Raw genomic sequence first — 23,833 nt, 5'->3', positions numbered from 1 at the left:
CGGCAGAACGCCGACGCCGGCGAGGAACGCTCTCCTCGCGGGCGTCGGCGCGGGCGGCGGCCGTCAGCCCACCGGACCCGCGGCGAGCACGGTGTCCCTGGCCTCCTCCGGCGGGGTCCGCGGCAGCGTGACGCGGTGCGCCGGGTCACGGACCTCGCCGACGAGGAGTTCCAGGACGTCCTCCAGGGCGACCAGGCCGAGCACCCGGCCGGAGGCGTCGGCGACCTGCGCGAGATGCGTCGCCGCGCGGCGCATCACGGTCAGGGCGTCGTCCAGCGGGAGTTCGGCGCGCAGCGTGGTCATCGGGCGCCACACCTGCTGCGGCACGGCCCGGTCGGTGTCCTCCAGGTCCAGGACGTCCTTGACGTGGAGGTAGCCCATGAAGGCGCCGTTCTCCGCGCGGACCGGGAAGCGGGAGTAGCCGGTGCGCCCGGTGAGCCCTATGACCTGGGCAGGAGTGACCGAGGGGCCCACGGTCACCAGGGACGCCCGGTCGAGCAGCACGTCGGTGACCGGGCGCGAGCCCAGTTCGAGGGCGTCCTCGAGACGCTCCTGCTCCTCGGGGTCGAGCAGTCCGGCCTGGCCCGAGTCCTCGACGAGGCGGCCCAGCTGCACGCTGGTGAACACCGCCTCCACCTCGTCCTTGGGCTCCACCCGGAAGAGCCGCAGGACGACCCGGGCGCACGCCCCGAGCGCCACGGTCACCGGACGGCACAGCCGCGCGAAGGCGACCAGGCCGGGGCTGAACCAGAGGGCGGTCTTCTCCGGGGCCGCCATCGCGAGGTTCTTCGGGACCATCTCGCCGATGACGAGGTGCAGGAAGACGACGACGGCCAGCGCGATCACGTACCCGAGGGGGTGGATCATCCCCGCGGGCAGGTGGGCCGCCTCGAAGACCGGCTCCAGGAGGTGGGCGACCGTCGGCTCGGCGACCGCGCCGAGCGTCAGCGAGCAGACGGTGATGCCGAACTGGGCGGCCGCCATCATCTGCGGCAGGTGCTCCAGGCCGTAGAGGACCTGGCGGGCCCGCTTGGACGCCAGCGGCTCGATCTGGCTGCGGCGCACCGACACGAGGGCGAACTCGGCGCCCACGAAGAAGCCGTTGGCGAGCACCAGCAGGACGGCGAAGAGAAGTTGCAGCACGCTCATCGGATGGCCTCCACGGCATCCACGGCGGCGGGGGCGGCCCCCGCGGCGCCGGCCTGTACGGCACCGGCTTCCCGGGTGCGCACCAGCCGCACCCGCTCCGCGCGGTAGTGCCCGACCTGGCGCACCGACAGGCGCCAGCCGGGGAGTTCGGTGCGGTCGCCGGGGGCCGGGATGCGGCCGAGCAGGTCGGCCACGAGTCCGGCCACGGTCTCGTACGGCCCCTCGGGGACGTCGAGCCCTATCCGCTGGAGCGTGTCGACGCGACAGCTGCCGTCGGCGTCCCAGGCGGCCCGGCCGTCCTCGGCCGGCGCGGGGCACAGGTCGGGCAGGTCGAGCCGGTCGTGCTCGTCGCGGACCTCGCCGACGAGCTCCTCGACGATGTCCTCCAGGGTGACGACGCCCGCCGTGCCGCCGTACTCGTCGACGACGACGGCTATGGGCTGCTCGCTGCGCAGCCGCTCCAGGAGGGGCTGCACGGGCAGCGTCTCGGGGACGAGCACCGGGGGCTGCGCGATGCGGCCCACGGACGTGCGCAGGCGTGCCTCGGCGGCCACCGCGAGGGCGTCCTTGAGGTGCACCATGCCGACGATCTCGTCGATGCGCTCGTCGTAGACGGGGAAGCGGGACAGGCCGGTGGCCCGGGTCAGGTTCACCACGTCCTCGGCGGTCGCCGAGGACTGCAGGGCGCTGACCTTCACGCGCGGCGTCATCACGTGCTGCGCGGTGAGCTCGCCGAGGGAGAGGGTGCGCACGAACAGGTCCGCGGTGTCCTGCTCCAGGGCACCGGCCTGGGCCGAGTGCCGGGCCAGGGAGACCAGTTCGCCCGGGGTGCGGGCCGAGGCCAGCTCCTCGGCGGGTTCGACGCCGAGCATGCGCACGAGCCGGTTGGCGACGGTGTTCAGGAGCGCGATCACGGGCCGGAAGAGGCGCGCGAAGACGTGCTGCGGGCCGGCGACGAAGCGCGCGACCTGCAGCGGCCTGGACACCGCCCAGTTCTTGGGCACCAGCTCGCCGATCACCATCTGCACGGCGGAGGCGAGCAGCATGCCGACCACCACGGAGACACCGCCGACGGCGCCCTCGGGGACGCCGACCGCCGTGAACGGGCCCGCGAGCAGCCGCGCGAGGGCCGGTTCGGCGAGCATGCCGACGACGAGCGAGGTGATGGTGATGCCGAGTTGGGTGCCGGAGAGCTGGAAGGACAGCTCCTTGAGGGCGCTGACGACCGTACGGGCCCTTCGGTCGCCGTCGGCCGCGGCCTTCTCCGCGTCCGGCCGCTCGACGGTGACGAGGCCGAACTCGGCCGCCACGAAGAAGCCGTTGGCGAGAATCAGCAGGAATGCCGCCCCGAGAAGCAGCAGGGGCACTGTCATGCCGCCGCCTCTCCGGTCGGGCCGGTCCCGGTATGTCGGGAGGGGGCGGCGCAGGTACTACAGGACGATCCGTCCATCGCCGGAGGGAGTCACTCCTCGGGTAGCAGGAGCCCCCGGGGGCCGGGCGGGCCCGTCAGGGGCGGGGCGGCACTCCGTGTGTGCCCCGCCACCAGATTAATCAAGACCGGGCACGGAACGTCCAGCCCCTGTCCGGCGGGTCAGTCCCGGTCGCCGGGAACCGCGCGGGCGTCGGCGAGCGCACGCAGGGCGCGGGCGTCGCCGATGGCCTGCTTCTTGGCGATGCCCGGCTGGATGCCGAGCGCGGGCAGGCTGGTGCCGTCGCTCAGGTTCAGGAACACCCAAGGGTCGCCGGGACGCAGGTTGACCTGCACGATCTCGGCCCAGGCCAGGCGGCGGCTGGTCGCGATGTTGACGACGGTGACGCCGGACTCGTCGGCGACGACCTTGGGCCTGCTCAGCAGCACGAGCACGCCGAGGAGCAGCGCGCCGGTGAAGACGAAGCTGGTGCGCTCCCCCGGGCTCAGGCCCGGGAGCAGGAAGGCGATCGCCGAGATCACCACGAAGATCGCGACGCCCGCGGTGAGCAGGACGGCACGGGTCCGCGTCGGCCGGAAGGTGACCGGCAGGGCGGGCGGGGCGGTGTGGTCGGACATGAGGCGGGGGCTCCGGCCGGGTCAGAGGCGGCAGGCGTGGATGGCCGTGGTCAGGATGGCCCGCGCGCCGAGGGCGTACAGGTCGTCCATGACGCGCTGGGCCTCCTTGGCGGGGACCATGGAACGCACGGCGACCCAGCCCTCGTTGTGCAGCGGGGAGATCGTCGGCGACTCCAGGCCGGGGGTGAGCGCGACGGCGCGCTCCAGGTGCTCGGCGCGGCAGTCGTAGTCCATCATCACGTACGACCTGGCGACCAGGACGCCCTGCAGGCGGCGCAGGAACTGCTGGACCTTGGGGTTGTCGTCCTCGGCGCCGGTGCGCCGGATGACGACGGCCTCGGACTTCATGATCGGGTCGCCGAAGACCTCCAGGCCCGCGTTGCGCAGCGAGGTGCCGGTCTCCACGACGTCCGCGATGACCTGGGCGACGCCCAGCTCGATGGCGGTCTCCACGGCGCCGTCCAGGTGGACGACGGAGGCGTCGACGCCCTGCTCCGCGAGGTGCTTGGCGACGATGCCCTCGTAGGAGGTGGCCACGGTCCGGCCCGCGAGGTCCTTGATGCTGCTCGCGGTGCCCGGCTTCGCGGCGAAGCGGAAGGTGGAGCGGGCGAAGCCGAGCGGCAGGATCGCCTCGGCGTCGGCGCCGGAGTCGATCAGCAGGTCCTCGCCGGTGATGCCGATGTCGAGGCGGCCGGTCGCGACGTAGATCGCGATGTCCTTGGGCCGCAGGTAGAAGAACTCGACCTCGTTCCCGGGGTCGACGAGGACGAGTTCCTTGGACTCCTTGCGCTGCTGGTATCCGGCCTCATGGAGCATCGCCGACGCAGGTCCGGACAGTGAACCCTTGTTGGGGACGGCGATGCGCAGCATGAGGCGGGATTCCTTTGCGTGATGGGTTGGTTGAGCGGGTGCGGTGGACGTACGGCTCAGAGGTGGGCGTAGACGTCGTCGAGGGAGATGCCGCGGGCGACCATCATCACCTGGACGTGGTAGAGCAGCTGCGAGATCTCCTCGGCGGCGGCTTCCTTGCCCTCGTACTCGGCGGCCATCCAGACCTCGGCGGCCTCCTCGACGACCTTCTTGCCGATGGCATGGACGCCCTTGTCGACCAGCTCGGCGGTGCGGGAGGTCGTGGGGTCGCCGTTGACGGCCTTGTGCTGGAGCTCGGTGAAGAGCTCCTCGAAAGTCTTCTTGGACATGATGGACGCCACTCTACGCGGCCGGGCGGTCCCCCTCAGCGCCAGGGTTCGGAGACGGTGCGCAGCGTGGTCGCGGTGGCCACAGCCGCGGTGACCGCCTCGTGGCCCTTGTCCTCGCGGGATCCCTCGATGCCGGCGCGGTCCAGGGCCTGCTCCTCGGTGTCGCAGGTCAGGACGCCGAAGCCGATGGGCACGCCGGTGTCCACGGAGACCTGGGTGAGGCCCTGGGTGACGCCCTGGCACACGTACTCGAAGTGCGGGGTGCCGCCGCGGATGACGACGCCGAGCGCGACGATCGCGTCGTAGCCCCGCTCGGCGAGGACCTTGGCGACGACGGGCAGCTCGAAGCTGCCGGGCACGCGCAGCACGGTCGGCTCGCTGATGCCCAGCTCGTTCAGGGCGCGCAGGGCGCCGTCGACCAGGCCGTCCATGACCTTCTCGTGCCACTGGGCGGCGACCACCGCGACCCGCAGGTCGCCGCAGTTCTTCACGCTCAGTTCGGGTGCACCCTTGCCGCTCACGCGCTTCTCCTTCAGGTTCTCTGACCGTGCTCGGTTGTTACTGGTTGCCGCAGGCGGACACGTCGGTGGCGTCCAGCCAGGGCAGGTCGTGCCCCATCCGGTCCCGCTTGGTGCGCAGGTACCGCAGGTTGTGCTCGCCGGCCTCGACGGGCATGGGCTCGCGCCCGGTGACCGTCAGGCCGTGCCGACGGACCGCGTCGGTCTTGTCGGGGTTGTTGGTCATCAGCCGCACGCCCCGCACGCCGAGGTCGCGCAGGATCTGCGCGCCCGCGCCGTAGTCCCGGGAGTCGGCGGGCAGGCCGAGCTCCAGGTTGGCGTCCAGGGTGTCGCTGCCGCGCTCCTGGAGTTCGTAGGCGCGCAGCTTGGAGAGCAGGCCGATGCCGCGGCCCTCGTGGCCGCGCAGGTAGACCACCACGCCGCGGCCCTCCTCGGTGATGCGCCGCATGGACGCCTCCAGCTGCGGGCCGCAGTCGCAGCGCAGCGAGTGGAAGACGTCGCCGGTCAGGCACTCGGAGTGCAGGCGGGCCAGGACGTCCTCGCCGTCGCCGAGGTCGCCGTGGACCAGGGCGACGTGCTCGACGCCGTCGACGGTGGAGCGGTAGCCGTACGCCGTGAAGTCGCCGAAGGCGGTGGGCAGGCTGACCTCGGCCTCGCGGCGCACGGTGGGCTCCGAGGAGCGGCGGTAGGCGATCAGGTCCTCGATGGAGATGATCGTCAGGCCGTGCTTGCGGGCGAAGGGGACGAGCTCGGGCAGCCGCAGCATCGTGCCGTCCTCGCCGGCGATCTCCACGATGGCCCCGGCCGGGCGCAGGCCCGCGAGCCGGGCGAGGTCGACGGCGGCCTCCGTGTGGCCGTTGCGCACGAGCACGCCGCCGGGCTTGGCGCGCAGCGGGAAGATGTGTCCCGGGCGCACGAAGTCGTCCGCCGCGGCGTCGCCCGTGGCCAGCAGCCGCAGGGTGGTGGCGCGGTCGGCGGCCGAGATGCCGGTGCTCACGCCGTGCGCGGCACCGGCGTCGACGGAGACGGTGAAGGCGGTGCTCATCGACTCGGTGTTGTGCTCGACCATCTGCGGGAGCCGGAGCCGCTCCAGTTCGGCGGCCTCCATGGGCGCGCAGATCAGGCCGCGGCACTCGCTCATCATGAAGGCGACGATCTCGGGGGTGGCCTTCTCGGCGGCGATGACGAGGTCGCCCTCGTTCTCGCGGTCCTCGTCGTCGACGACCACGACGGGCCGGCCCGCCGCGATGTCGCGGACGGCCTGGGCGACCGGGTCCAGGGCGAGGCTGTGCGGGTCTGCTGCGGGGGTGGCGGCGCTGCGCCAGACCGGTGCCACGGTCATGCCGGGACTCCTTCCATGACGGGCTGCGAGGCCGCGGCGCGGGAGCGCAGCCACCAGTCGCGCATGCCCCAGAGGACGAGGGCGAGATAGACGACGTAGACGAGGCCGGAGAAGGCGAGGCCGCTGCTGAAGGCGAGCGGCACGCCGACGACGTCGACGAGCAGCCAGGCGAACCAGAACTCGACGAGTCCGCGGGCCTGGGCGACCATCGCGGCGAGCGTGCCGACGAAGATGTACGCGTCGGGCCAGGGGTTCCAGGACAGCGAGGGGACGGCGCTGAACAGGGCGCCGACGGCGAGCGTGCCCGCGGCGGTGCCGCCGAGCAGCAGCCCGCGCTCCTTCCAGGTGGCGAACCGGATGGCGATGGAGCCGTCCTGCGCCTGCTGCCGGCCGCGCGTCCACTGCCGCCAGCCCCACAGCGCGACGCCGATGACCAGGAGCTGCTTGCCGACGCCGCCGGACAGGTGCGCCGAGGTGTAGGCGGCGACGAGGATGACGCCGGACAGGAACTGGGCGGGCCAGGTCCATATGGAGCGCCGCCAGCCGAGCGCCAGGGCGACGAGGCCGACGGTGTTGCCGATCATGTCGGACCACAGGATGTGCTGGTCGAAGGCGGTGAACGCCTCCGCGTTGAGCCAGTTCACCGGGAGGCCTCCTCGGACGGCAGGTGGGCGCGGTCGCCGAGCAGGCGCTCGACGTACTTGGCGATGACGTCGACCTCGAGGTTGACGGGGTCGCCGGGCTGCTTGACGCCGAGGGTGGTCAGCGCGAGCGTCGTGGGGATGAGGCTGATGGTGAAGTAGTCGGGTCCGGCGTCGACCACGGTGAGGCTGACGCCGTCGACCGTGATGGAGCCCTTCTCCACGACGTAGCGGGCGAGGTCGGCGGGGAGGGAGACCTTGACGATCTCCCAGTTGTCGGACGGCTTGCGCTCGACGATCTCGCCGGTGCCGTCGACGTGGCCCTGCACGATGTGTCCGCCCAGGCGCGCGCCGACCGCGGTGGGGCGCTCCAGGTTGACGCGGGAGCCGACGGTGAGCGCGCCGAGGCTGGAGCGGTTGAGCGTCTCGGCCATCACGTCCGCGGTGAATTCGTCGCCCTCGTGCTCCACGACCGTCAGACAGACGCCGTTGACGGCGATGGAGTCGCCGTGCCGGGCGCCCTCGGTGACGACGGGGCCGCGCAGGCGGAAGCGGGAGGCGTCGGGAAGGTTCTCGACGGCGGTGATCTCGCCCAGCTCTTCGACGATTCCGGTGAACACTTCAGTGCTCCTTCGCTACGAGGGTCGCGGTGATGCGCAGGTCGGGGCCGATACGGACGGTCTCGCTCACGTCGAGCCGCAACGCTTCGGTGAGGGTGGTGATTCCGCCGCCGGTCAGGGCGGCGGGTCCGGCGCCGAGCAGGACGGGCGCGAGATAGCCGACGACGCGGTCGACGGCGCCGGCGGCGACGAAGGCACCGGCGAGGGTCGGGCCGCCTTCGAGGAGGACGGACCGCACACCGCGCGCGTGCAGCGCGTCGAGCAGCGCCAGGACGTCCAACCCGCCCTCGGCGCGCGGCAGTCGCAGGGTCTCGGCCCGGTGCGCGGGCGTCGCGTCGTCGGCGACGGCGACGAGGGTGGGGGCGGCGTCGTCCAGCACGCGGGCGCCCGGCGTGACGGCGGTGCCGTGCGTGTCGACGACGACGCGCAGCGGCTGCACGGCGCCCTCGACGCCGCGGACGGCCAGGTGCGGGTCGTCGGCGCGCTGGGTGCCCGCGCCGACGACGACGGCGTCGCAGGTGGCGCGCAGCCGGTGCACGTCGGCGCGGGCCTCGGCGGAGGTGATCCAGCGGCTCGTGCCGTCGGCGGCGGCGGTGCGGCCGTCGAGGGTGGCGGCGTACTTCCAGGTGACGTGGGGGCGGCCGAGCCGTACGGAGGTCAGCCAGGCGGCGTTCCCCTCGGCGGCCGCCGCCTCGCACAGGCCCTGTTCCGCCGGGATGCCGGCCGCGCGCAGGGTGTGGGCGCCGCCGGTGGCGGTGGGGTCGGGGTCGGCGACCGCGTAGACCACTCGGGCGATCCCGGCCTCGATGAGGGCCTGCGCGCAGGGGCCGGTGCGGCCGGTGTGGTTGCAGGGTTCGAGGGTGACGAGCGCGGTGCCGCCGCGGGCCCGGTCACCGGCCGCGCGCAGGGCGTGCACCTCGGCGTGCGGGCCGCCCGCCCGCCGGTGCCAGCCCTCGCCGACCTGCTCGCCCGCGGCGTCGAGGATGACGCAGCCGACGACGGGGTTGGGGCTGGTGGCGCCGAGGGCGCGGGCGGCGAGCGCGATCGCGCGCCGCATGGCGGCTGCTTCGGCTGCGGCGGTGGCCACCGGGTTCTCCTGCCTCTTCGGGCACGAACTCCGGGGCCTGTCGATGACGACAGAACGTACGGACAGCGACACCTGCAGCGACGCCGACGCCGGACGGACACCCGTCCCGGGAAAATCCCGGGAACCGCCCCTGGCAAGGCCAGGAACGAGTCACTACGGCGGCGTGCATGAAATGCCCGCCCGCCGCGCACTGCCTCCCATCCGGACTTTCACCGTCGGTCCAGGAATTTCACCTGGTCAACCGGCCACTGGAGGTGACCGGGTCGCGGACTGTAACCGCCGGTTCGGAATTACACCGACCCCGGAGTGCGCTGCTTCTGGTACGAGGCCAGTGTGCCACGCCTGATCGAGGGCCATGCGAGTGACCAAGTGTGGTCTGGGTCACAGGAGCGCCGACACGGGGGCGCGTTCGACCAACTTGGTCCAGACCTATTGACGCACTGGTCTAGTCCTCTTAATCTCTGCGTCACCTCAGAGGAGCCGGAGCCGACGGTGTGCGCACGCCGGGGCCCCAGAACGATTCACATCTGTGCCAGTTGTGTTGTTCCGCCCCGTTCGTGTTCCGCACCGCACCAGGAGGCCCCCCTTGTCGTCCCCCAACCGCGCGAGACCCACCCTGCTCGCGACCGGCACGGCCGTCGCCGGCCTGCTGCTCGGCCTGGTCTCCGGCGGCGCGGCACCGGCCGCAGCCGCCGACGACGCGTCCTGTCGCCCCGACGGCCTCTACCAGACGCCCGGCGTGAACGTCCCCTACTGCTCCGTCTACGACAGCGCGGGCCGCGAGAAGATGGGCGCCGACCACCAGCGCCGCACCATCGGCTACTTCACCGGCTGGCGCACCGGCAAGAACGGCGAGCCCGCCTACCTCGCCAAGGACATCCCGTGGGACAAGATCACCCACATCAACTACGCCTTCGCGCACATCGACAAGGACAACAAGCTCTCGGTCGGCGCCGACGGCGAGAAGAACGCCGCCACCGGCATGACCTGGCCCGGTGTCGCGGGCGCCGAGATGGACCCGGCGCTGCCCTACAAGGGCCACTTCAACCTGCTGACCAAGTACAAGAAGCAGCACCCGAACGTCAAGACGCTGATCTCGGTGGGCGGTTGGGCCGAGACCGGCGGCTACTTCGGTGACGACGGCAAGCGCGTCAACTCCGGCGGCTTCTACTCGATGGCCACCAACGCGGACGGCTCGGTCAACCAGGCGGGCATCGACACCTTCGCCGACTCCGCGGTCTCCTTCATCAAGAAGTACGGCTTCAACGGCGTCGACATCGACTACGAGTACCCGACCACGATGAAGGACGCGGGCAACCCGCTCGACTACTCGATCTCCAACGCCCGCCGCGCAGGGCTGGTCAAGGGCTACGCGGCCCTCATGAAGTCCCTGCGCCAGAAGCTCGACCGGGCGGGCGCGGCCGACGGCAAGCACTACATGCTGACCGTCGCGGCCCCCTCCTCCGGCTATCTGCTGCGCGGCATGGAGACCTTCCAGGTCCAGAAGTACCTCGACTACGTCAACATCATGTCGTACGACCTGCACGGCGCCTGGAACGAGTACGTCGGACCCAACGCCTCGCTCTTCGACGACGGCAAGGACGCCGAGCTCGCGGCCGCCAACGTCTACGGCAGCTCCCAGTACGGCGGCATCGGCTACCTCAACACCGACTGGGCCTACCACTACTTCCGCGGCTCGATGCCGGCCGGCCGCATCAACATCGGCCTGCCGTACTACACCCGCGGCTTCAAGAACGTGCAGGGCGGCACCGACGGCCTGTGGGGCAAGGCGCCCGCCACCAGCTGCCCGGCCGGGTCCGGCCTGACCAAGTGCGGTGACGGCGCGGTCGGCATCGACAACCTCTGGCACGACAAGGACGACAACGGCAAGGAGTCCCCGGCGGGCTCCAACCCGATGTGGCACGCGAAGAACCTGGAGAAGGGGATCGTCGGCGACTACGTCACCAAGTACGGCTTCCCCGCGGACACCAAGCTGACCGGCAGCTACGCCCGCAAGTACAGCTCCTCACTGGTCGCGCCGTGGCTGTGGAACGCGGACAAGAAGGTCTTCCTGTCCACCGAGGACGAGGAGTCGGTGGCGAAGAAGGCCGACTACGTGGTCGACCGGGGCATCGGCGGCACGATGATCTGGGAGATGGCGGGCGACTACCGCTGGAACGCCACGAAGGGCCAGTACGAGATGGGCGACACGCTCACCTCGCTGATGTATGACAAGTTCAAGGCCGCCACCCCCTACGGCGCCAAGGTCTCCAACAAGGAACTGCCCACCAAGGCCGTCGACATCGGCGTGGAGTTCGGCGACTTCAAGCTCGGCGACTCCAACTACCCGATCACGCCCAAGGTGAAGATCACCAACAACACGAAGACGGCACTGCCCGGCGGCACCGAGTTCCAGTTCGACTACTCCACCGCGGCCCCGGCCAACGCCTCCGACCAGTCCGGCTTCGGCACCAAGGTGATCAGCAGCGACCACACCGGCAGCAACGTCGGCGGTCTGAAGGGCGACTTCCACCGGGTCTCGCTGAAGCTGCCGGCCTGGCAGTCGCTGGCCCCCGGCGCGTCCGTGGACCTCTCCTTCAACTACTACCTGCCGGTGTCCACGCCGTGGAACTGGACGGTGAACATCAGCGGCACGACGTACGCGCTCGCCGGTGACCTGGCGCGCGGCACCACGCTCGTCGAGCCGGGCACGGGCACCGGGCCGACCGACCCGACCGACCCGCCGGCGCCGGGCAAGTGCACCGCGCCCGCCTGGGCCGCGAGCAGCGAGTACGGCTCCGGGACGTCCGTGTCCCACAAGTCGCACACCTGGAAGGCCAAGTGGTGGACGAAGGGCGACGAGCCCGGGGCCGGCGGCGAATGGGGGGTCTGGCAGGATCTCGGCGCCTGCTGACCGGCCTTCCGTGCTCACGCCCGCGGGGTTTGACACCCTGGGGGCGTGAGCACCGCAGCGGCACTGGCCGAGGAGTTCGAGTCCCACCGCCCCCGGATGTTCGGCCTGGCCTACCGGATACTCGGTTCCGCACAGGAGGCCGAGGACACCGTGCAGGACGCGTACCTGCGCTGGAGCGGCGCGCGGCGCGCGGAGATCGAGCGGCCCGCCGCCTGGCTGGCCAAGACCGTCACCCACCTCTGCCTGACCCGGCTGACCTCGGCCCGCGCCCGGCGCGAGCAGTACGTGGGGACCTGGCTGCCGGAGCCGGTGGTCACCTCCGGGGGCACGCTCGGGCCGCTGGAGTCGGCGGAGCAGCGGGACGCGGTCTCCATGGCCCTGCTCGTCCTCCTGGAGCGGCTCACACCCAAGGAGCGCGCGGTCTACGTCCTGCGGGAGGCGTTCGCCTACAGCCACCGGGACATCGCGGACGCCCTGGACGCGAGCGAGGCCAACTGCCGTCAGCTGTACCGCAGGGCGGCCCGCGCGGTCGCCGAGGCGCGCTCCCGCTTCGAGCCGGGGCACCGGTTGCGCCGGCGGTTCGTCGAGTCGTTCATCGCGGCGGCCCGCGAGGGCGATGTCGCCGGGCTGGAGAAGATACTGGCCAGGGACGTGACGTGGTGGGGCGACGGCGGCGGCAAGGTCGCCGCGACCCGCACGCCGGTCCTCGGCCGCGAGAACGTGCTGCGGTTCCTGGTGGGCGTCATGGAGCGGGTCAGGACCGCGACGGACATCTCGTACGCCGAGGTCAACGGCGTGCCGGCGGTCGTCCTGCGCGACGCGGGCCGGCTGACGGCGATCACCGCCTTCGAGGGCGGCGACGGGGTGGTCACCGGGGTACGGTCGGTGGTCAATCCGGACAAGCTGGTGTTCGTGGAGCGCCAGCTCGCCGCCGCGTGAGGGCGAAGCAGCCTGGCGATGAGCTCGATCCTGGTGACCGGCGGCACCGGAACGCTCGGCCGCCCCGTGACCGCAGCTTCCCCGACCTGGCCCGCGCCTATCCGCGGGCGAGCGGCAAGCGGCGCGCGCTGCTGCGGATGCCGCTCGCGGGCCGGATCTACCGCGCGGCCCGCGCGGGCGGCCACCTGACACCCGAACGCGCGGTGGGCACGGGCACGTTCGAGGAGTACCTGGCGGCACGGTCGGCCCACCGCCGCTGACACGGGGCCGCCCGGCCCGCCCGGACGCCGGACGAGGGACCCGGCAGTGCCCGGCGCGCCGTGCGCAGCCCGCGTATCGGGCGGGCTCGGGGGATCTGCCGGTGCAGCGCCTGCGTATATCGGGCGGGCTCGGGAATGCGCCGGTGCAGCGCGCCTGCGTACGGGACGGCCTCCAGGGATCTGCCGGTACAACGCCCGCACACCGGACGGACTCGCACAATCCGCCAGTACCGGCGCCCGCCTACCGGGCGGACTCACAAAATCCGCCAGTGCCAGCGCGCCTGCCTCCCAGGCGTCGCCGGGCCGGCGCCAGTCGGCGGACACGGCCGACGCAGGGCGCACCGGACCGCCCCGCTCAGCGTCCGGGCGGCGGTCCGAAGACCTCGTCCTGCGCCGCGTCCCGCGCGGCGAGGAGCGCGCCGCGCAGCACCGCGGCGCCGCCGAGCGTGCCGGCCCTGACCTCGGTGCGCAGCGGCGACATGGCGGCGACCCGGTCGGTGACGCGGTCGGCGAGCGCGGTCCCGCCCGCGCGGCCCACCTCGCCGCCGAGCACGACACAGCCGGGGTCGAGGATCGCGGTCATGGCGGCGGCGCCGACGGCGACCCGGTCGGCGACGGCGTCCAGGAAGGCGCCCTCCCCCGCCTCGACCGCGTGCCGCACCAGCCCCGCGGCCGTCATCCCGGCCCGCAGCAGGCCGTGTTCGGCGCCCAGGTCGCACAGCGCGGCCGCGCAGGCCAGCGAGTGGAAGCCGCCGTCGCAGCCGGTGGCGGACGGCAGCGATCCGGTGCCCGGCACGGGCAGGAAGCCGATCTCGCCGGTGCCGCCGGACGCGCCCCTGCGCAGCACCCCGTCGAGCACGACGGCGGCGCCGACGCCGTCGCCGAGCCAGAGGAGCACGAAGGTGTCCCGGCCGTGCGCGGCGCCGTCCCGCTGTTCGGCGCGGGCGGCGAGGTTGGTCTCGTTCTCCACCAGGACACGCGCGCCGATGCGCTCGTGCAGGACGCCGGCGAGGCGGCGGTGCCAGGCGGGCAACGAGGACGTGTCGTGCAGGTCGCCGGTGGCCGGGTCGATGAGGCCGGGCGCGCCGATGCCGACGGTGTGCAGGCGCTGGACGCCGCCCTCCCGGGCCGTGCGCTCCACGAGGGCGACGGCACGCTCGACGGCCGGTTCGGTGCCCTGGTCGCCGCCGATGGGTGCGGAGGCCTCGGCGAGGACCGCGCCGAGCAGGTCGGTGACGACGACCGAGACGCTCTCGGTGCGCACGTCGAGGGCGGCGAGGTGGGCCCGGTCGGCCACTATCCCGTAGAGCCGGGCGTTCGGGCCGCGCCGCCGCGCACCCGCCTCCCCGACCACGGTGATGAGCCCGGAGCCCTGCAGCCGCTCGACGAGGTCGGCGACCGAGGGCCGGGACAGGCCGGTGAGCTGCTTCAACTGGGTGGCCGTCAGGGGCCCTTCGCTCTGCAGGAGCCCCAGCGCGAGCCGGTCGTTGATGGCCCGGGCGGTACTCGGCGAGGCAGGCGAGGCTGGCATGTCCGGATCCTCCCACAGAAGCTCTTCTATTTATCAGGCAGGGTTCCTGATAGTTTACGTCGCCGTATCGCGACAGCACTCGGGAGGGGCGAACGGCATGAGTGAAGTGGTCTACGACAAGCACCGGTTGAGGCGGGCCCGGATCGCGGTGGCGACCGTGTTCTGTGTGCACGGCGCCGTCGCCGGCTCCTTCGCGACACGGGTGCCCTGGATCCAGGAGCACTCCGACGTCAGCGCGGGCATGCTGGGCCTGGCCCTCGCCTTCCCGGCGATCGGCGCCTCGGTCGCGATGCCGCTCGCGAGCCGGATCAGCCACCGCTTCGGTGCCCGTACCGCGCTGCGCGGCCTGCTCGCGATGTGGACGCTCGCCCTGGTCCTGCCGTCGCTCGCGCCCAACCTGCCGACGCTGTGCCTGGCGCTCTTCGTCTACGGCGCGACCTCGGGCATGTCCGACGTGACGATGAACGCCATCGGCGTCGAGACCGAGACCCTGATGCGCAAGTCGATCATGTCGGGCCTGCACGGCATGTGGAGCGTCGGCGCCCTGATCGGCTCCGCGGCCGGCACGGTCGCCGCCCACCTGGGCTCGGACGCCCGCCTGCACCACGTGCTCGCCGCCGCGGTGCTCACCGCGACCGGACTCGCCGTCTGCCAGGGCGTCCTGGACGTCCAGGCAGAGCCCGATGAGGAGGCGCCGCCGCGGTTCTCGCTGCCGCCCAAGTCGGCGCTGCTCATCGGCGCCGTCGGCTTCTGCGCGGTCTTCGCGGAGGGCGCGAGCCTGGACTGGTCCGCGGTCTACCTGCGGGACGTCCTGGACACCTCGGCCGGCGTCGCCGCCGCGTCCACCACCGGCTTCACGCTCACCATGGCGATCGCGCGGCTCGTGGGCGACGCGGTGGTGGACCGGTTCGGCGCGGTGCGCACGGTGCGGGCCGGCGGCGTCCTCGCGGCGCTCGGCGGCCTCCTGGTGGTCCTCGCCTCGCACCCGGTGATGGCCATGGGCGGCTTCGCGCTGATGGGCCTCGGCATCGCGGTCGTGGTGCCGCTCGCCTTCGCCTCCGCCGGGCGCAGCGGCCCCAACCCCAGCCAGGCCATCGCGGGCGTCGCCACTATCACGTACACCTCCAGCCTGATCGCCCCGTCGGCGATCGGCGCGCTGGCGCAGGCGACGAGCCTGGTGACCTCCTTCGCCCTGGTGACCCTGCTCGCCTGCGGCCTCACGGTCTTCGCGGGCGTGCTGCGCACGGACGGCCGCACGGCGGCGCGGGCCAGGACCACGGACGCGGCGGCCCCCGGTCCCAGGTCCTGACCCGAGGGGACCACCGTCCCGCGCACGGCCCGGTGGTCCCGCACCGGGCCGTGGGCGCACTGACGTCGCATTAACATGGCGACGATCATTTCGGGCCACCCTCTCGGCCCGGCCCGGCGCACAGAAAGCGACACTCACCATGGATCTCGGCGTGCGCTGGAAACTGCACGGCGACGGCCGCACCCCCGCCCCCGGCGCGGTCGTGCGGCCCGACGAGCGCCTCTCCTGGCCGCGGACCTTCGGGCTCGGCGCACAGCACGTGGTGGCGATGTTCGGGGCGTCCTTCGTCGCCCCCGTCCTCATGGGCCTGGATCCGAATCTGGCCATCATGATGTCGGGCGTCGCCACCGTCATCTTCCTGCTCGCCACGCGCGGCCGGGTGCCGAGCTACCTCGGCTGCTCGCTCTCCTTCGTGGGCGTCGCCGCGGTCATCCGCGCGCAGGGCGGCTCCAGCGCGACGGTGACCGGCGCGGTCTTCGTGGTCGGCGCCGCGCTGTTCCTGGTGGGACTCGCGGTGCAGAAGTTCGGGGCGCGGATCATCCACGCCGCGATGCCGCCGATCGTCACGGGCGCGGTCGTCATGCTGATCGGCTTCAACCTGGCGCCGGTGACCGCGTCGACGTACTGGCCGCAGGACCAGTGGACGGCGCTCCTGGTGATGCTCTTCACCGGTTTGGCCGTGGTGTGCCTGCGCGGCTTCTGGTCGCGCATCGCGATCTTCCTCGGGCTGATCTTCGGGTACGGGATCTCCTGGGCGTTCGACCGGATCTTCGGGAGGATCCACTCCGCGGACGCCTCCGGCAAGGTCGTGGACCACTGGCGCCTGGACCTGTCCGCGGTGGGCCACGCGGACTGGATCGGGCTGCCGTCCTTCCACGCGCCGAGCTTCGAGTGGTCGGCGATCCTGGTGGCGCTGCCCGTCGTCATCGCGCTCGTCGCGGAGAACGCCGGCCATGTGAAGGCCGTCGGCGAGATGACCGGCGACAACCTCGACGGCAAGCTGGGCACGGCGATCTCCGCCGACGGCGCCGCCTCCATGCTCTCCACCGCGGTCGGCGGCCCGCCCAACACGACGTACTCCGAGAACATCGGTGTGATGGCCGCGACCCGCGTCTACTCGACGGCCGCGTACTGGGCGGCGGCCTGCTTCGCGCTGCTCTTCGGGCTCTGCCCCAAGTTCGGCGCGGTCGTCGCCGCGATCCCCGGCGGCGTGCTCGGCGGCATCACCGTCATCCTGTACGGCATGATCGGCCTGCTCGGCGCCCAGATCTGGATCAACGCCAAGGTGGACCTGCGCAATCCGCTGAACCTCGTACCGGCCGCCGCGGGCATCATCATCGGCGTCGGCGGCGTCTCGCTGAAGATCACGGACAACTTCCAGCTCAGCGGCATCGCGCTCGGCACGGTCGTCGTCATCACCGGCTACCACGTGCTGCGGGCCTTCGCCCCGCCGCACCTCAAGTCGCAGGAACCGCTGCTGGATTCGGGCACCTCGACCTACGACGAGGGCGAGCGGTCCGAGCGGTCCGAGGGGGAGCGCTAGCCGCACGACAATCGGCTGGACGGGGTGCGCGACGCCTGACTAGGGTGCGCACCATGTCCAGTCCCGAAGCCTCAAGGCCCAGGCCACCGGTCGTCCGGTGGCCTTTCGTGCGCTCGCACTGACGCTCTCGCCGCCGCCCCGTCCGGGGCCGCGCGCAGCCGTCCCGCGTCCGTGGCACCGCCACCGCCGGACCACCGCTCCCGTGTCCCGATCGTCTCGATCCACACCGTGGTTGCGGAGTCTTGCTGTGCCCTTCTCCTTGTACCTGCTCGGCCTTGCCGTCTTCGCGCAAGGCACCTCCGAGTTCATGCTGTCCGGCCTGGTGTCGGACATCGCCCGGGACCTGTCGGTCCCCATCCCGGCGGCCGGCCATCTGACCTCGGCGTTCGCCGTCGGAATGATCGTCGGCGCGCCGCTGATGGCGGCCCTGGGCCGCCGCTTCGCGCGGCGGACGGCACTCCTGGTCTTCCTGGTCGCCTTCCTGCTCGTCCATGTCGTCGGCGCGCTCACCACGAGCTTCGCGGTGCTGCTCGCCACCCGCGTCGTCGGCGCCCTCGCCAACGCCGGTTTCCTCGCCGTCGCGCTGGTCACCGCCACCGGCATGGTCGCGCCCGACGCCAAGGGGCGCGCCACGTCCGCGCTGCTCGGCGGGGTGACCGTCGCCTGTGTGGCGGGCGTGCCCGCGGGGGCGCTGCTCGGCGAGGCCTGGGGCTGGCGCTCGGCCTTCTGGGCCGTGGCACTGCTCTCCCTGCCCGCCGTGGTCGCCATCGCCCGGGCCGTGCCCCCGGGCGCGCCGGACACCGCGGGCCCGGGCGTGGCCGGTGAACTGCGTGCCCTGCGCCGCCCCCGGCTCCTGGTGACGCTGCTGCTCGGCGCGCTGGTGAACGGCGCGACGTTCTGCGCGTTCACCTACCTGGAGCCGCTGATCACCCAGGTCACCGGGCTCGGCTCCGGGTGGGTGCCCGTGGTGCTCGCGCTGTTCGGCATCGGCTCGTTCGTCGGCGTCGGCATGGGCGGCCGTCTCGCCGACGGCCGTCCCCTGCCGCTCCTGGTGGGCGGCTCGCTCGCGCTGCTCGCGGGCTGGGTGCTGTTCGCGCTGACGGCCGGGCACCCGGCGGCGGCCTTCGTGCTGGTCCTCGTCCAGGGCGCGCTGTCGTTCGGTGTCGGCTCCACGCTCATCGCGCAGGCGCTGTACGCGGCGTCCGGGGCGCCCTCGCTGGCGGGCGGGTTCGCGACGGCCGCGTTCAACGTGGGCGGCGCGCTCGGCCCGTGGCTCGGCGGCCTCGCGATCTCCGCGGGGCTCGGCTACCGCTCGCCGCTCTGGGTCAGCGCGTTCCTGGTGGCGGCGGCCCTGATCGCCGGGGGCACGGCCCTCGCCCTGGGCCGGGACGACCGGGCCCCGGCCCGGCCGCACGCCGCCCCCGAGCCGGCAAGGTGATCACAGGACGAGCACGAGTTTGCCGCCGGGGCGGCGGGACCGGCTGAGCTCGGCCGCTTCCTGGATCTGGTCCAGGGTGTAGGTGCGGGCGACCGGTACGGCCAGGACGCCTTCGCCGGCGAGCCCGGCGAACTCGTCCATCCGGTCGTAGCGCATCTCGGTGGTGGTCCGGACGCCCAGTTCGGCCGCGGCGGCGAAGTCCGAGACGGTGAGGACCCGGTCGGGATCCCCGGTCAGCGCTATCAAGGCCGGCAGCGAGCCGCCGGCCGGGCTGGGCCGGTCGGCGCGGTCGATCCGGCCCCCGGTCGGCGTGGTGTCCAGGGCGCGGTCCACGGCGCCCTGGGTCAGTGCGCCGACGCGTTCGGCCATGCCCTCGCCGTAGGCGGTCACCCGGGCGCCGATCGCTTCCAGGGCGGCGGCCCGTGTCGGCCCGGCCGTGGCGATCACCCGGATACCCCGGTGCAGCGCGAAGCGCACCGCCGCCTCGCCCACGGTGGTGCCCGCGCCGTGGACGAGCAGCAGCTCACCCGGCTGGACGCCGAGGTCGTCGAGCGCGCGCCACGCCGTCTCGGCCGCCATCGGCAGCGCGGCGGCCTGCTCGGCGGTCATGCCCTCGGGAATGGGTGCCCAGGCCGGCATCAGCGCGTACTCGGCGGCGCCGGCCGTCGGGCCGTCGAAGGAGGCCGGGCCGAACACGCGGTCGCCGATCCGAACGCCGGTGACGCCCTCGCCGAGCGCGTCGACGGTGCCCGCGACCTCGAGGCCGAGCCCGCGCGGCAGCGGCGGCAGACGGTCGGCGAGGAGACCGTCGACGACGTGCCAGTCGGCCGGTGTCAGGCCGCACGCCCGCACGGCGATCCTGATCCGGCCGGGTCCCGGCTCCGGCTGCGGGACATCGCGGAGCACGATCACGTCCGGGGAACCGAACCGGTCGAATTGCAGAGCCTTCATGACGATCTCCCGCTCTCGAGTTATAACAGCATCTGTTGTCATCGACCGTAGCAGCTGATGACAGCTTCTGTTGTCGTAGGCTGGTGGGCATGCCACGATGGGAATCCGACGCACAGGGCCGGCTCGAACGCGCGGCGCTCGACCTGTTCGAGACGCAGGGCTTCGAGCGCACCTCGGTGGCGCAGATCGCGGAGGCCGCCGGTCTGAAGGAGCGCTCCTTCTACCGGTACTTCCCGGACAAGCGGGAAGTCCTCTTCGCCGGCGACGAACTGGAGACCCACCTCGTCGCCCAGGTCGAGGCAGCCGATCCGGGCCTCACCCCGATCGAGACGCTGGTGACCGCGCTGGGAACCGCCGAGGAGATCTTCCGTCCCCGCGAGTTCCTGCTGCGCCGGGGCAGGGTGATCGCCGCCAACCCGGCACTGGCCGAGCGCGATCTGATCAAGCTCGCCGCGATCGCCGACGCGCTGGCACCGGCGCTCGAGCGCCGCGGTGTCGAGCCAGGAAAGGCACGCTTCGTCATCGACGTGGTGCTGGCGATCCACCGGCGCGCCGTGCCCCGGTGGCTGGCCGAGCCGGACACCACCCTCGCTCAGCTCATGGCTCAGGCCGCCGCCGAGCTGCGCGAAGTGGTCGCGCCACCGGCTCCGACGATCCGCTGAGCCCGCCGCACACCCGCCTCGCGGATCAGCGCAGAACCGTCCGGGAAACGGCCTCACCTCAGTCCCGAACGGCTGCCGTTCCCTCGTTTCGGGGAAGTGCCCGGTGCGCTGGCACCCGCGCCCGCCCGGGGCTGGGACCCTGCCCCCATGGCGCGCTTGGAGCGGTTCGCAGAGTTCAGGGTCCCGGCTCACGGGGTCGACGACGTGCTGGCACGGATGCGCACGCTCGGCGACGACTGGCCGCCGCGCGACGGGGTCGCCGTCTTCAACCGCGTGTACCTGTCGGTGACCGAGGAGGTCGCCCGGCGCGTCCGCCTCGGCGCCTTCCCGGACCTCAGGACCGCGAGCACGCTGGCCGTCCGCTTCGCCGAGCGCTATCTCGCCGCGGTCGACGCGGCCTCCGACGGGCGCCGCACACCCGCCTGCTGGCGCCCGCTGTTCCAGTACCGCCGCCACCCCGGTGTCCGGCCGCTGCAGTTCGCGCTCGCGGGCATCAACGCGCACATCGGGCACGACCTGGCCCTCGCCCTGATCGACAGCTGCCGCGCCCTCGGCTGCGAACCGGCCGATCTGGAGGACGAGTTCGACCGCGTGGGCGACGCCCTGGTCACGCTGGAGGAGCGCATCCGCGAAGAGCTGATGCCGGGCCCCGACCTGCTCCAGGTCGGCGACCCGCTGACGCATCTGGCCGGTTCCTGGAGCCTGGAGCGGGCCAGGGACGGCGCGTGGGCATCGGCGCGGGCCCTGTGGGCCCTGCGCGAACTGCCGGGCGTCGCCGAGGAGTTCGGGGAGCGCTTGGACGGCGCGGTGGGCCTGGTGGGCCGGATCCTGCTCACCCCGCTGCCCGACTGACCCGGCGCACCCGCCCCGGCCGCCCCCGCCGGAGCACCGCCCCCGCCCGCCCTTTTCGGCCACGCCCGCCACCACGCCCCGGGGAACGCGCACGCGATCGTTGTACGTTGAAACGACCGACCCCGACGCGAAGGAGCACCGGCATGGCGACCCGACTCGGACTGAGCCTCCCGCAGACCCGGCAGTACGCCGTGGGGCGCGACGTGCCCGCGGTGGCCCGGGCCGCCGAGGACATCGGCTACGACAGCCTGTGGGTCTTCGAGCGGATCCTCTACCCCGAGCCGGCCACCCAGGGGCTCTACGGCGTCCCGGACCTGCCCTGGCCCGACCACTACCGCTCGGTCGCCGACCCGCTGGTCACCCTGACGCTCGCCGCCGCGGCCACCGAACGGGCCGAGCTCGGCACCAGCGTGCTGGTCGCCCCGCTGCACGTGCCGTTCCAGCTCGCGCGCACGCTGGCCTCGCTGGACGCGGCGAGCGGCGGCCGGGTCGTCGCGGGGCTCGGCACCGGCTGGTCCCACGACGAGTACGCGGCGGCGTCGGTCGCCCCCTTCGAGCGGCGCGGCAAGGTCCTGGACGAGCTGATCGACGTCTGTCACGCGGTGTGGGGTCCGGACCCGGTGTCGTACGAGGGTGAGCTGACCCGGATCGCGCCCTCGGTGGTCGGCCCCAAGCCCGCGCGGCCCGTGCCGATCCTGCTGCCCGCGGGTGGCCCGCGCGCGCTGCGCAGGCTGGTCGACCGGGCCGACGGCTGGATGCCGGTGGCCGGCGGCGCACAGGCCCTCGCCGAGCAGTGGGCCACCGTGCGCCAGGCCGCCGCGGAGCGGGGCCGGGAGCGGCCGGTGCGCAGTGTCCTGCGGGCCAACGCCCGGTATTCCGCCAAGGCCTACGACGGGCCGGACCGAGCCCCCTTCCGGGGCGACGTCGCGCAGATCGTCGACGATCTCGCGGCGCATGCGGCGGTCGGCGTCGACGAGATCATCGTCGAGCTCGCCGCGTCGACCCGCGACGCGCAGGAGCTGAAGGACGTCGCGGGCCAGCTGTACGAGGCGGCGCGGGCGGCCGGGGTCTGAGCCCCGGCGACCCGCCGCCGCCCCCGCTCAGTCCTCCGGCAGCTCGACCGGCGCGATCTCGTCGTACACGTCACCCGGGCCCGGGTTGGTCGCGTCGGTCGCCCCGCCGAAGTGGTGCATGACGCCCCACACCGCGTTGAGCGCCGTCTGGATCGCGCCCTCGGCCCAGCCCGCCGTCCAGGAGATGTCGTCGCCCGCGAGGAAGATGCCCCGCTTGTCCGCGGGCAGGTCCTCCTGCATGAAGTGGGTGAACAGGCGCCGCTGGTAGCGGTAGTGGCCCGGCAGGTTCGCCTTGAACGCGCCCATGAAGTAGGGCTCGTTCTCCCAGGACACGGTCACCGGGTTGCCGATGATGTGCTTCCTGATGTCGACGTTCGGGTAGATCTCGCCGAGCGACTTGAGCATGACCTCCATGCGCTCGTTCGCCGAGAGCGGCAGCCACTTCAGGCTGTCGTCGCACCAGGTGTAGGAGAGGCAGATGACGGCGGGCTTGTCCGGGCCGTCGTCGAGCAGGTAGGTGCCGCGCGTCATCCGGTCGGTGAGCGTCATCGACATGACGTCGCGGCCGGTCCGCTCGTCCTTGTCCAGCCAGAAGGGCCGGTCCACCGGCACGAAGAGCTTCGAGCTCTCCATGTAGTGGGTGCGCTCCATCGCCGTCCAGTGGTCGATGGGGAAGAGCGAGTCGTCGCACTCGATCTTGGAGAGCAGCAGCCAGGACTGGGCGGTGAAGATCGCGGCCCGGTAGGTGCGGATGTCGCCCGAGGAGTCGGTGACCGTGACGCGGTTGCCCGCGGTGCGGTTCAGCCGGGTCACGGCGGGCTTGGGCGCGCCGTCCTGGTGCAGGGACTTCAGGGACGTGCCCTGCGCCCAGTGCACGATCTTCTGCGGCTCGCGGTCCCACAGGCGCAGCGGCAGCTGCTGGCTGCCCCCGACGATGCCGCGGTGGTGGTCGTCGGCCTCCGTGTAGACGACGCGCAGGATCTCCAGGATGGAGTTCGGGAAGTCGGTGTCCCAGCCGCCGGTGCCGAAGCCGACCTGGCCGAAGATCTCGCGGTGCCGGAAGGACTTGAACGCCTCGGAGTCGCAGAGGAAGCCGTAGAAGGTCTGGTTGTCGAGCTTCTCGACGAGCTTCGACCAGATCTCGCGGATCGTGGGCACGTCGCGCTCGCGCAGGGCGCGGTTCATGTCGGAGAAGTCCGCGCCCTCCTCCAGGCAGGCGTTCCAGGCGTTCATCACGTCGCGGTAGACCTGCGGCAGGTCGTCGACGGTGGTGGCGTAGTGCGACTCGCCCTTGAGGTCCACGACCGTCGAGGGGGTCGACTCGGCGAGCGGGTTGGGGAACGCCTTGGTCTTCAGGTCCACCAGGTCGATGTAGTGCTGCAGCGCCGTCGAGGACGGCGGGAAGCGCATCGCGCCCATCTCGGCGGTGAGGTCGCCCGCACAGCCGTCGAAGCCCACGGTCCGCAGCCGGCCGCCGATCTGGTCGGCCTCGTAGACGACGGGCTTGAGGCCCATCTTCATCAGCTCGTACGCGGCGACGATGCCGGACAGACCGCCGCCGATGACGGCGACCTCAGCGCCGTGCTCGGTCGCGGGTATCTGGCCCAGGCCCGCGGGGTGCGCGAGGAAGTCGTCGTACGCGTAGGGGAAGTCCGGGCCGAACATGGTGATCGGCGGCTGGGCGTCGGTGTGCTGGACAGCGGTGGGCACCGTGGACGTCATGGGGTACGGACTCCTTGCACGGAACTGAAAGGCAGG

General features: G+C 72.6%; 22 protein-coding genes and 1 riboswitch. Of the genes, 9 read left to right on the top strand and 13 right to left on the bottom strand.

Going from position 1 to position 23,833, the window contains the following annotated elements:
* Positions 1-63: 63 nt before the first annotated feature.
* From ACFYXE_RS27815 to ribD, 10 genes are all read right to left on the bottom strand, one after another.
* On the bottom strand, positions 64-1,149 hold the full coding sequence (locus ACFYXE_RS27815) for a hemolysin family protein (RefSeq protein WP_389316656.1): 1,086 nt from the start codon (positions 1,147-1,149) through the stop codon (positions 64-66).
* Positions 1,146-2,522, bottom strand: coding sequence for a hemolysin family protein (locus ACFYXE_RS27810; RefSeq protein WP_361176951.1), 1,377 nt, complete (start codon positions 2,520-2,522; stop codon positions 1,146-1,148). Before ACFYXE_RS27810 ends, ACFYXE_RS27815 begins: the two co-directional genes overlap by 4 nt.
* Before the next feature lie 218 nt (positions 2,523-2,740).
* Entirely contained in the window at positions 2,741-3,196 is a 456-nt protein-coding gene (locus tag ACFYXE_RS27805) for a PH domain-containing protein (RefSeq protein WP_361176949.1), read from the bottom strand.
* 21 nt (positions 3,197-3,217) lie between these two features.
* On the bottom strand, positions 3,218-4,066 hold the full coding sequence (gene hisG, locus ACFYXE_RS27800) for an ATP phosphoribosyltransferase (protein WP_361176947.1): 849 nt from the start codon (positions 4,064-4,066) through the stop codon (positions 3,218-3,220).
* A 56-nt stretch (positions 4,067-4,122) separates the two neighbouring features.
* Positions 4,123-4,395, bottom strand: a complete 273-nt coding sequence (locus tag ACFYXE_RS27795; RefSeq protein WP_389316650.1) for a phosphoribosyl-ATP diphosphatase — start codon at positions 4,393-4,395, stop codon at positions 4,123-4,125.
* Between the two features lie 35 nt (positions 4,396-4,430).
* Positions 4,431-4,916: a 6,7-dimethyl-8-ribityllumazine synthase gene (gene ribH / locus ACFYXE_RS27790; RefSeq protein ID WP_361176945.1), complete on the bottom strand. Its 486-nt coding sequence runs from the start codon at positions 4,914-4,916 to the stop codon at positions 4,431-4,433.
* Between the two features lie 37 nt (positions 4,917-4,953).
* Positions 4,954-6,255, bottom strand: coding sequence for a bifunctional 3,4-dihydroxy-2-butanone-4-phosphate synthase/GTP cyclohydrolase II (locus ACFYXE_RS27785; protein ID WP_361176943.1), 1,302 nt, complete (start codon positions 6,253-6,255; stop codon positions 4,954-4,956).
* A complete protein-coding gene (locus ACFYXE_RS27780; RefSeq protein WP_361176957.1) occupies positions 6,252-6,839 on the bottom strand; it encodes a nicotinamide mononucleotide transporter family protein in 588 nt (195 codons plus the stop codon). The genes ACFYXE_RS27785 and ACFYXE_RS27780 overlap by 4 nt, the downstream gene beginning before the upstream one ends.
* A gap of 56 nt (positions 6,840-6,895) precedes the next feature.
* Positions 6,896-7,516 carry a riboflavin synthase gene (locus ACFYXE_RS27775; protein WP_389316644.1) on the bottom strand — a complete coding sequence of 207 codons (621 nt, stop codon included), beginning with the start codon at positions 7,514-7,516 and terminating at the stop codon, positions 6,896-6,898.
* A gap of 1 nt (position 7,517) precedes the next feature.
* Entirely contained in the window at positions 7,518-8,573 is a 1,056-nt protein-coding gene (gene ribD, locus ACFYXE_RS27770) for a bifunctional diaminohydroxyphosphoribosylaminopyrimidine deaminase/5-amino-6-(5-phosphoribosylamino)uracil reductase RibD (RefSeq protein ID WP_389316853.1), read from the bottom strand.
* A 213-nt stretch (positions 8,574-8,786) separates the two neighbouring features.
* Positions 8,787-8,917: riboswitch (FMN riboswitch) on the bottom strand.
* Positions 8,918-9,189: 272 nt separating this feature from the next.
* Here ribD and ACFYXE_RS27765 point away from each other — a divergent pair.
* From ACFYXE_RS27765 to ACFYXE_RS27755, 3 genes are read left to right on the top strand one after another with little or no spacing between them, the layout of a single operon-like run.
* Positions 9,190-11,517, top strand: coding sequence for a chitinase C-terminal domain-containing protein (locus ACFYXE_RS27765; RefSeq protein WP_389316641.1), 2,328 nt, complete (start codon positions 9,190-9,192; stop codon positions 11,515-11,517).
* Positions 11,518-11,562: 45 nt separating this feature from the next.
* The gene (locus ACFYXE_RS27760; protein ID WP_389316638.1) at positions 11,563-12,456 is read left to right on the top strand and encodes an RNA polymerase sigma-70 factor; all 894 of its coding nucleotides are present in this window, start codon (positions 11,563-11,565) and stop codon (positions 12,454-12,456) included.
* Positions 12,453-12,716, top strand: coding sequence for a hypothetical protein (locus ACFYXE_RS27755; RefSeq protein WP_389316635.1), 264 nt, complete (start codon positions 12,453-12,455; stop codon positions 12,714-12,716). The genes ACFYXE_RS27760 and ACFYXE_RS27755 overlap by 4 nt, the downstream gene beginning before the upstream one ends.
* Positions 12,717-13,071: 355 nt before the next feature.
* On the opposite strand, the gene ACFYXE_RS27750 is transcribed toward ACFYXE_RS27755, so the two are convergent.
* Positions 13,072-14,247, bottom strand: a complete 1,176-nt coding sequence (locus ACFYXE_RS27750; protein WP_361176935.1) for an ROK family transcriptional regulator — start codon at positions 14,245-14,247, stop codon at positions 13,072-13,074.
* 97 nt (positions 14,248-14,344) lie between these two features.
* Here ACFYXE_RS27750 and ACFYXE_RS27745 point away from each other — a divergent pair, with 97 nt between their 5' ends.
* From ACFYXE_RS27745 to ACFYXE_RS27735, 3 genes are all read left to right on the top strand, one after another.
* A complete protein-coding gene (locus ACFYXE_RS27745; protein WP_389316632.1) occupies positions 14,345-15,556 on the top strand; it encodes an MFS transporter in 1,212 nt (403 codons plus the stop codon).
* A gap of 139 nt (positions 15,557-15,695) precedes the next feature.
* Entirely contained in the window at positions 15,696-17,099 is a 1,404-nt protein-coding gene (locus tag ACFYXE_RS27740; RefSeq protein WP_389316629.1) for a uracil-xanthine permease family protein, read from the top strand.
* Between the two features lie 247 nt (positions 17,100-17,346).
* Positions 17,347-18,537: a Cmx/CmrA family chloramphenicol efflux MFS transporter gene (locus ACFYXE_RS27735; RefSeq protein WP_389316626.1), complete on the top strand. Its 1,191-nt coding sequence runs from the start codon at positions 17,347-17,349 to the stop codon at positions 18,535-18,537.
* On the opposite strand, the gene ACFYXE_RS27730 is transcribed toward ACFYXE_RS27735, so the two are convergent.
* The gene (locus ACFYXE_RS27730) at positions 18,538-19,488 is read right to left on the bottom strand and encodes an NADP-dependent oxidoreductase (RefSeq protein ID WP_389316623.1); all 951 of its coding nucleotides are present in this window, start codon (positions 19,486-19,488) and stop codon (positions 18,538-18,540) included.
* A gap of 89 nt (positions 19,489-19,577) precedes the next feature.
* Here ACFYXE_RS27730 and ACFYXE_RS27725 point away from each other — a divergent pair, with 89 nt between their 5' ends.
* From ACFYXE_RS27725 to ACFYXE_RS27715, 3 genes are all read left to right on the top strand, one after another.
* Positions 19,578-20,150 (top strand): TetR/AcrR family transcriptional regulator, encoded by a 573-nt coding sequence (locus ACFYXE_RS27725; protein ID WP_389316620.1) that lies wholly within the window; start codon positions 19,578-19,580, stop codon positions 20,148-20,150.
* 147 nt (positions 20,151-20,297) lie between these two features.
* Positions 20,298-21,002, top strand: a complete 705-nt coding sequence (locus tag ACFYXE_RS27720) for a DUF5995 family protein (protein ID WP_389316617.1) — start codon at positions 20,298-20,300, stop codon at positions 21,000-21,002.
* 143 nt (positions 21,003-21,145) lie between these two features.
* Entirely contained in the window at positions 21,146-22,075 is a 930-nt protein-coding gene (locus tag ACFYXE_RS27715; protein ID WP_389316614.1) for an LLM class F420-dependent oxidoreductase, read from the top strand.
* A 27-nt stretch (positions 22,076-22,102) separates the two neighbouring features.
* Here ACFYXE_RS27715 and ACFYXE_RS27710 read toward each other — a convergent pair whose 3' ends face one another.
* Positions 22,103-23,797 carry a flavin monoamine oxidase family protein gene (locus ACFYXE_RS27710; protein WP_389316611.1) on the bottom strand — a complete coding sequence of 565 codons (1,695 nt, stop codon included), beginning with the start codon at positions 23,795-23,797 and terminating at the stop codon, positions 22,103-22,105.
* Between the last annotated feature and the right edge of the window lie 36 nt (positions 23,798-23,833).

Origin of the sequence: Streptomyces sp. NPDC002564, from assembly GCF_042889645.1 — a bacterium.
In the GTDB taxonomy this organism is placed as follows: domain Bacteria; phylum Actinomycetota; class Actinomycetes; order Streptomycetales; family Streptomycetaceae; genus Streptomyces.
Note: the sequence above shows the minus strand (reverse complement) of the source record. Positions and strands in the feature narration are given on the sequence as shown.

Bases quoted from the DNA above. Each gene is read 5' to 3' on its own strand.
- ACFYXE_RS27815 (WP_389316656.1), bottom strand. From the start codon at position 1,149: ATGAGCGTGCTGCAACTTCTCTTCGCCGTCCTGCTGGTGCTCGCCAAC.
- ACFYXE_RS27810 (WP_361176951.1), bottom strand. From the start codon at position 2,522: ATGACAGTGCCCCTGCTGCTTCTCGGGGCGGCATTCCTGCTGATTCTC.
- ACFYXE_RS27805 (WP_361176949.1), bottom strand. From the start codon at position 3,196: ATGTCCGACCACACCGCCCCGCCCGCCCTGCCGGTCACCTTCCGGCCG.
- hisG (WP_361176947.1), bottom strand. From the start codon at position 4,066: ATGCTGCGCATCGCCGTCCCCAACAAGGGTTCACTGTCCGGACCTGCG.
- ACFYXE_RS27795 (WP_389316650.1), bottom strand. From the start codon at position 4,395: ATGTCCAAGAAGACTTTCGAGGAGCTCTTCACCGAGCTCCAGCACAAG.
- ACFYXE_RS27785 (WP_361176943.1), bottom strand. From the start codon at position 6,255: ATGACCGTGGCACCGGTCTGGCGCAGCGCCGCCACCCCCGCAGCAGAC.
- ACFYXE_RS27780 (WP_361176957.1), bottom strand. From the start codon at position 6,839: ATGATCGGCAACACCGTCGGCCTCGTCGCCCTGGCGCTCGGCTGGCGG.
- ribD (WP_389316853.1), bottom strand. From the start codon at position 8,573: ATGCGGCGCGCGATCGCGCTCGCCGCCCGCGCCCTCGGCGCCACCAGC.
- ACFYXE_RS27750 (WP_361176935.1), bottom strand. From the start codon at position 14,247: ATGCCAGCCTCGCCTGCCTCGCCGAGTACCGCCCGGGCCATCAACGAC.
- ACFYXE_RS27745 (WP_389316632.1), top strand. From the start codon at position 14,345: ATGAGTGAAGTGGTCTACGACAAGCACCGGTTGAGGCGGGCCCGGATC.
- ACFYXE_RS27740 (WP_389316629.1), top strand. From the start codon at position 15,696: ATGGATCTCGGCGTGCGCTGGAAACTGCACGGCGACGGCCGCACCCCC.
- ACFYXE_RS27730 (WP_389316623.1), bottom strand. From the start codon at position 19,488: ATGAAGGCTCTGCAATTCGACCGGTTCGGTTCCCCGGACGTGATCGTG.
- ACFYXE_RS27725 (WP_389316620.1), top strand. From the start codon at position 19,578: ATGCCACGATGGGAATCCGACGCACAGGGCCGGCTCGAACGCGCGGCG.
- ACFYXE_RS27720 (WP_389316617.1), top strand. From the start codon at position 20,298: ATGGCGCGCTTGGAGCGGTTCGCAGAGTTCAGGGTCCCGGCTCACGGG.
- ACFYXE_RS27715 (WP_389316614.1), top strand. From the start codon at position 21,146: ATGGCGACCCGACTCGGACTGAGCCTCCCGCAGACCCGGCAGTACGCC.
- ACFYXE_RS27710 (WP_389316611.1), bottom strand. From the start codon at position 23,797: ATGACGTCCACGGTGCCCACCGCTGTCCAGCACACCGACGCCCAGCCG.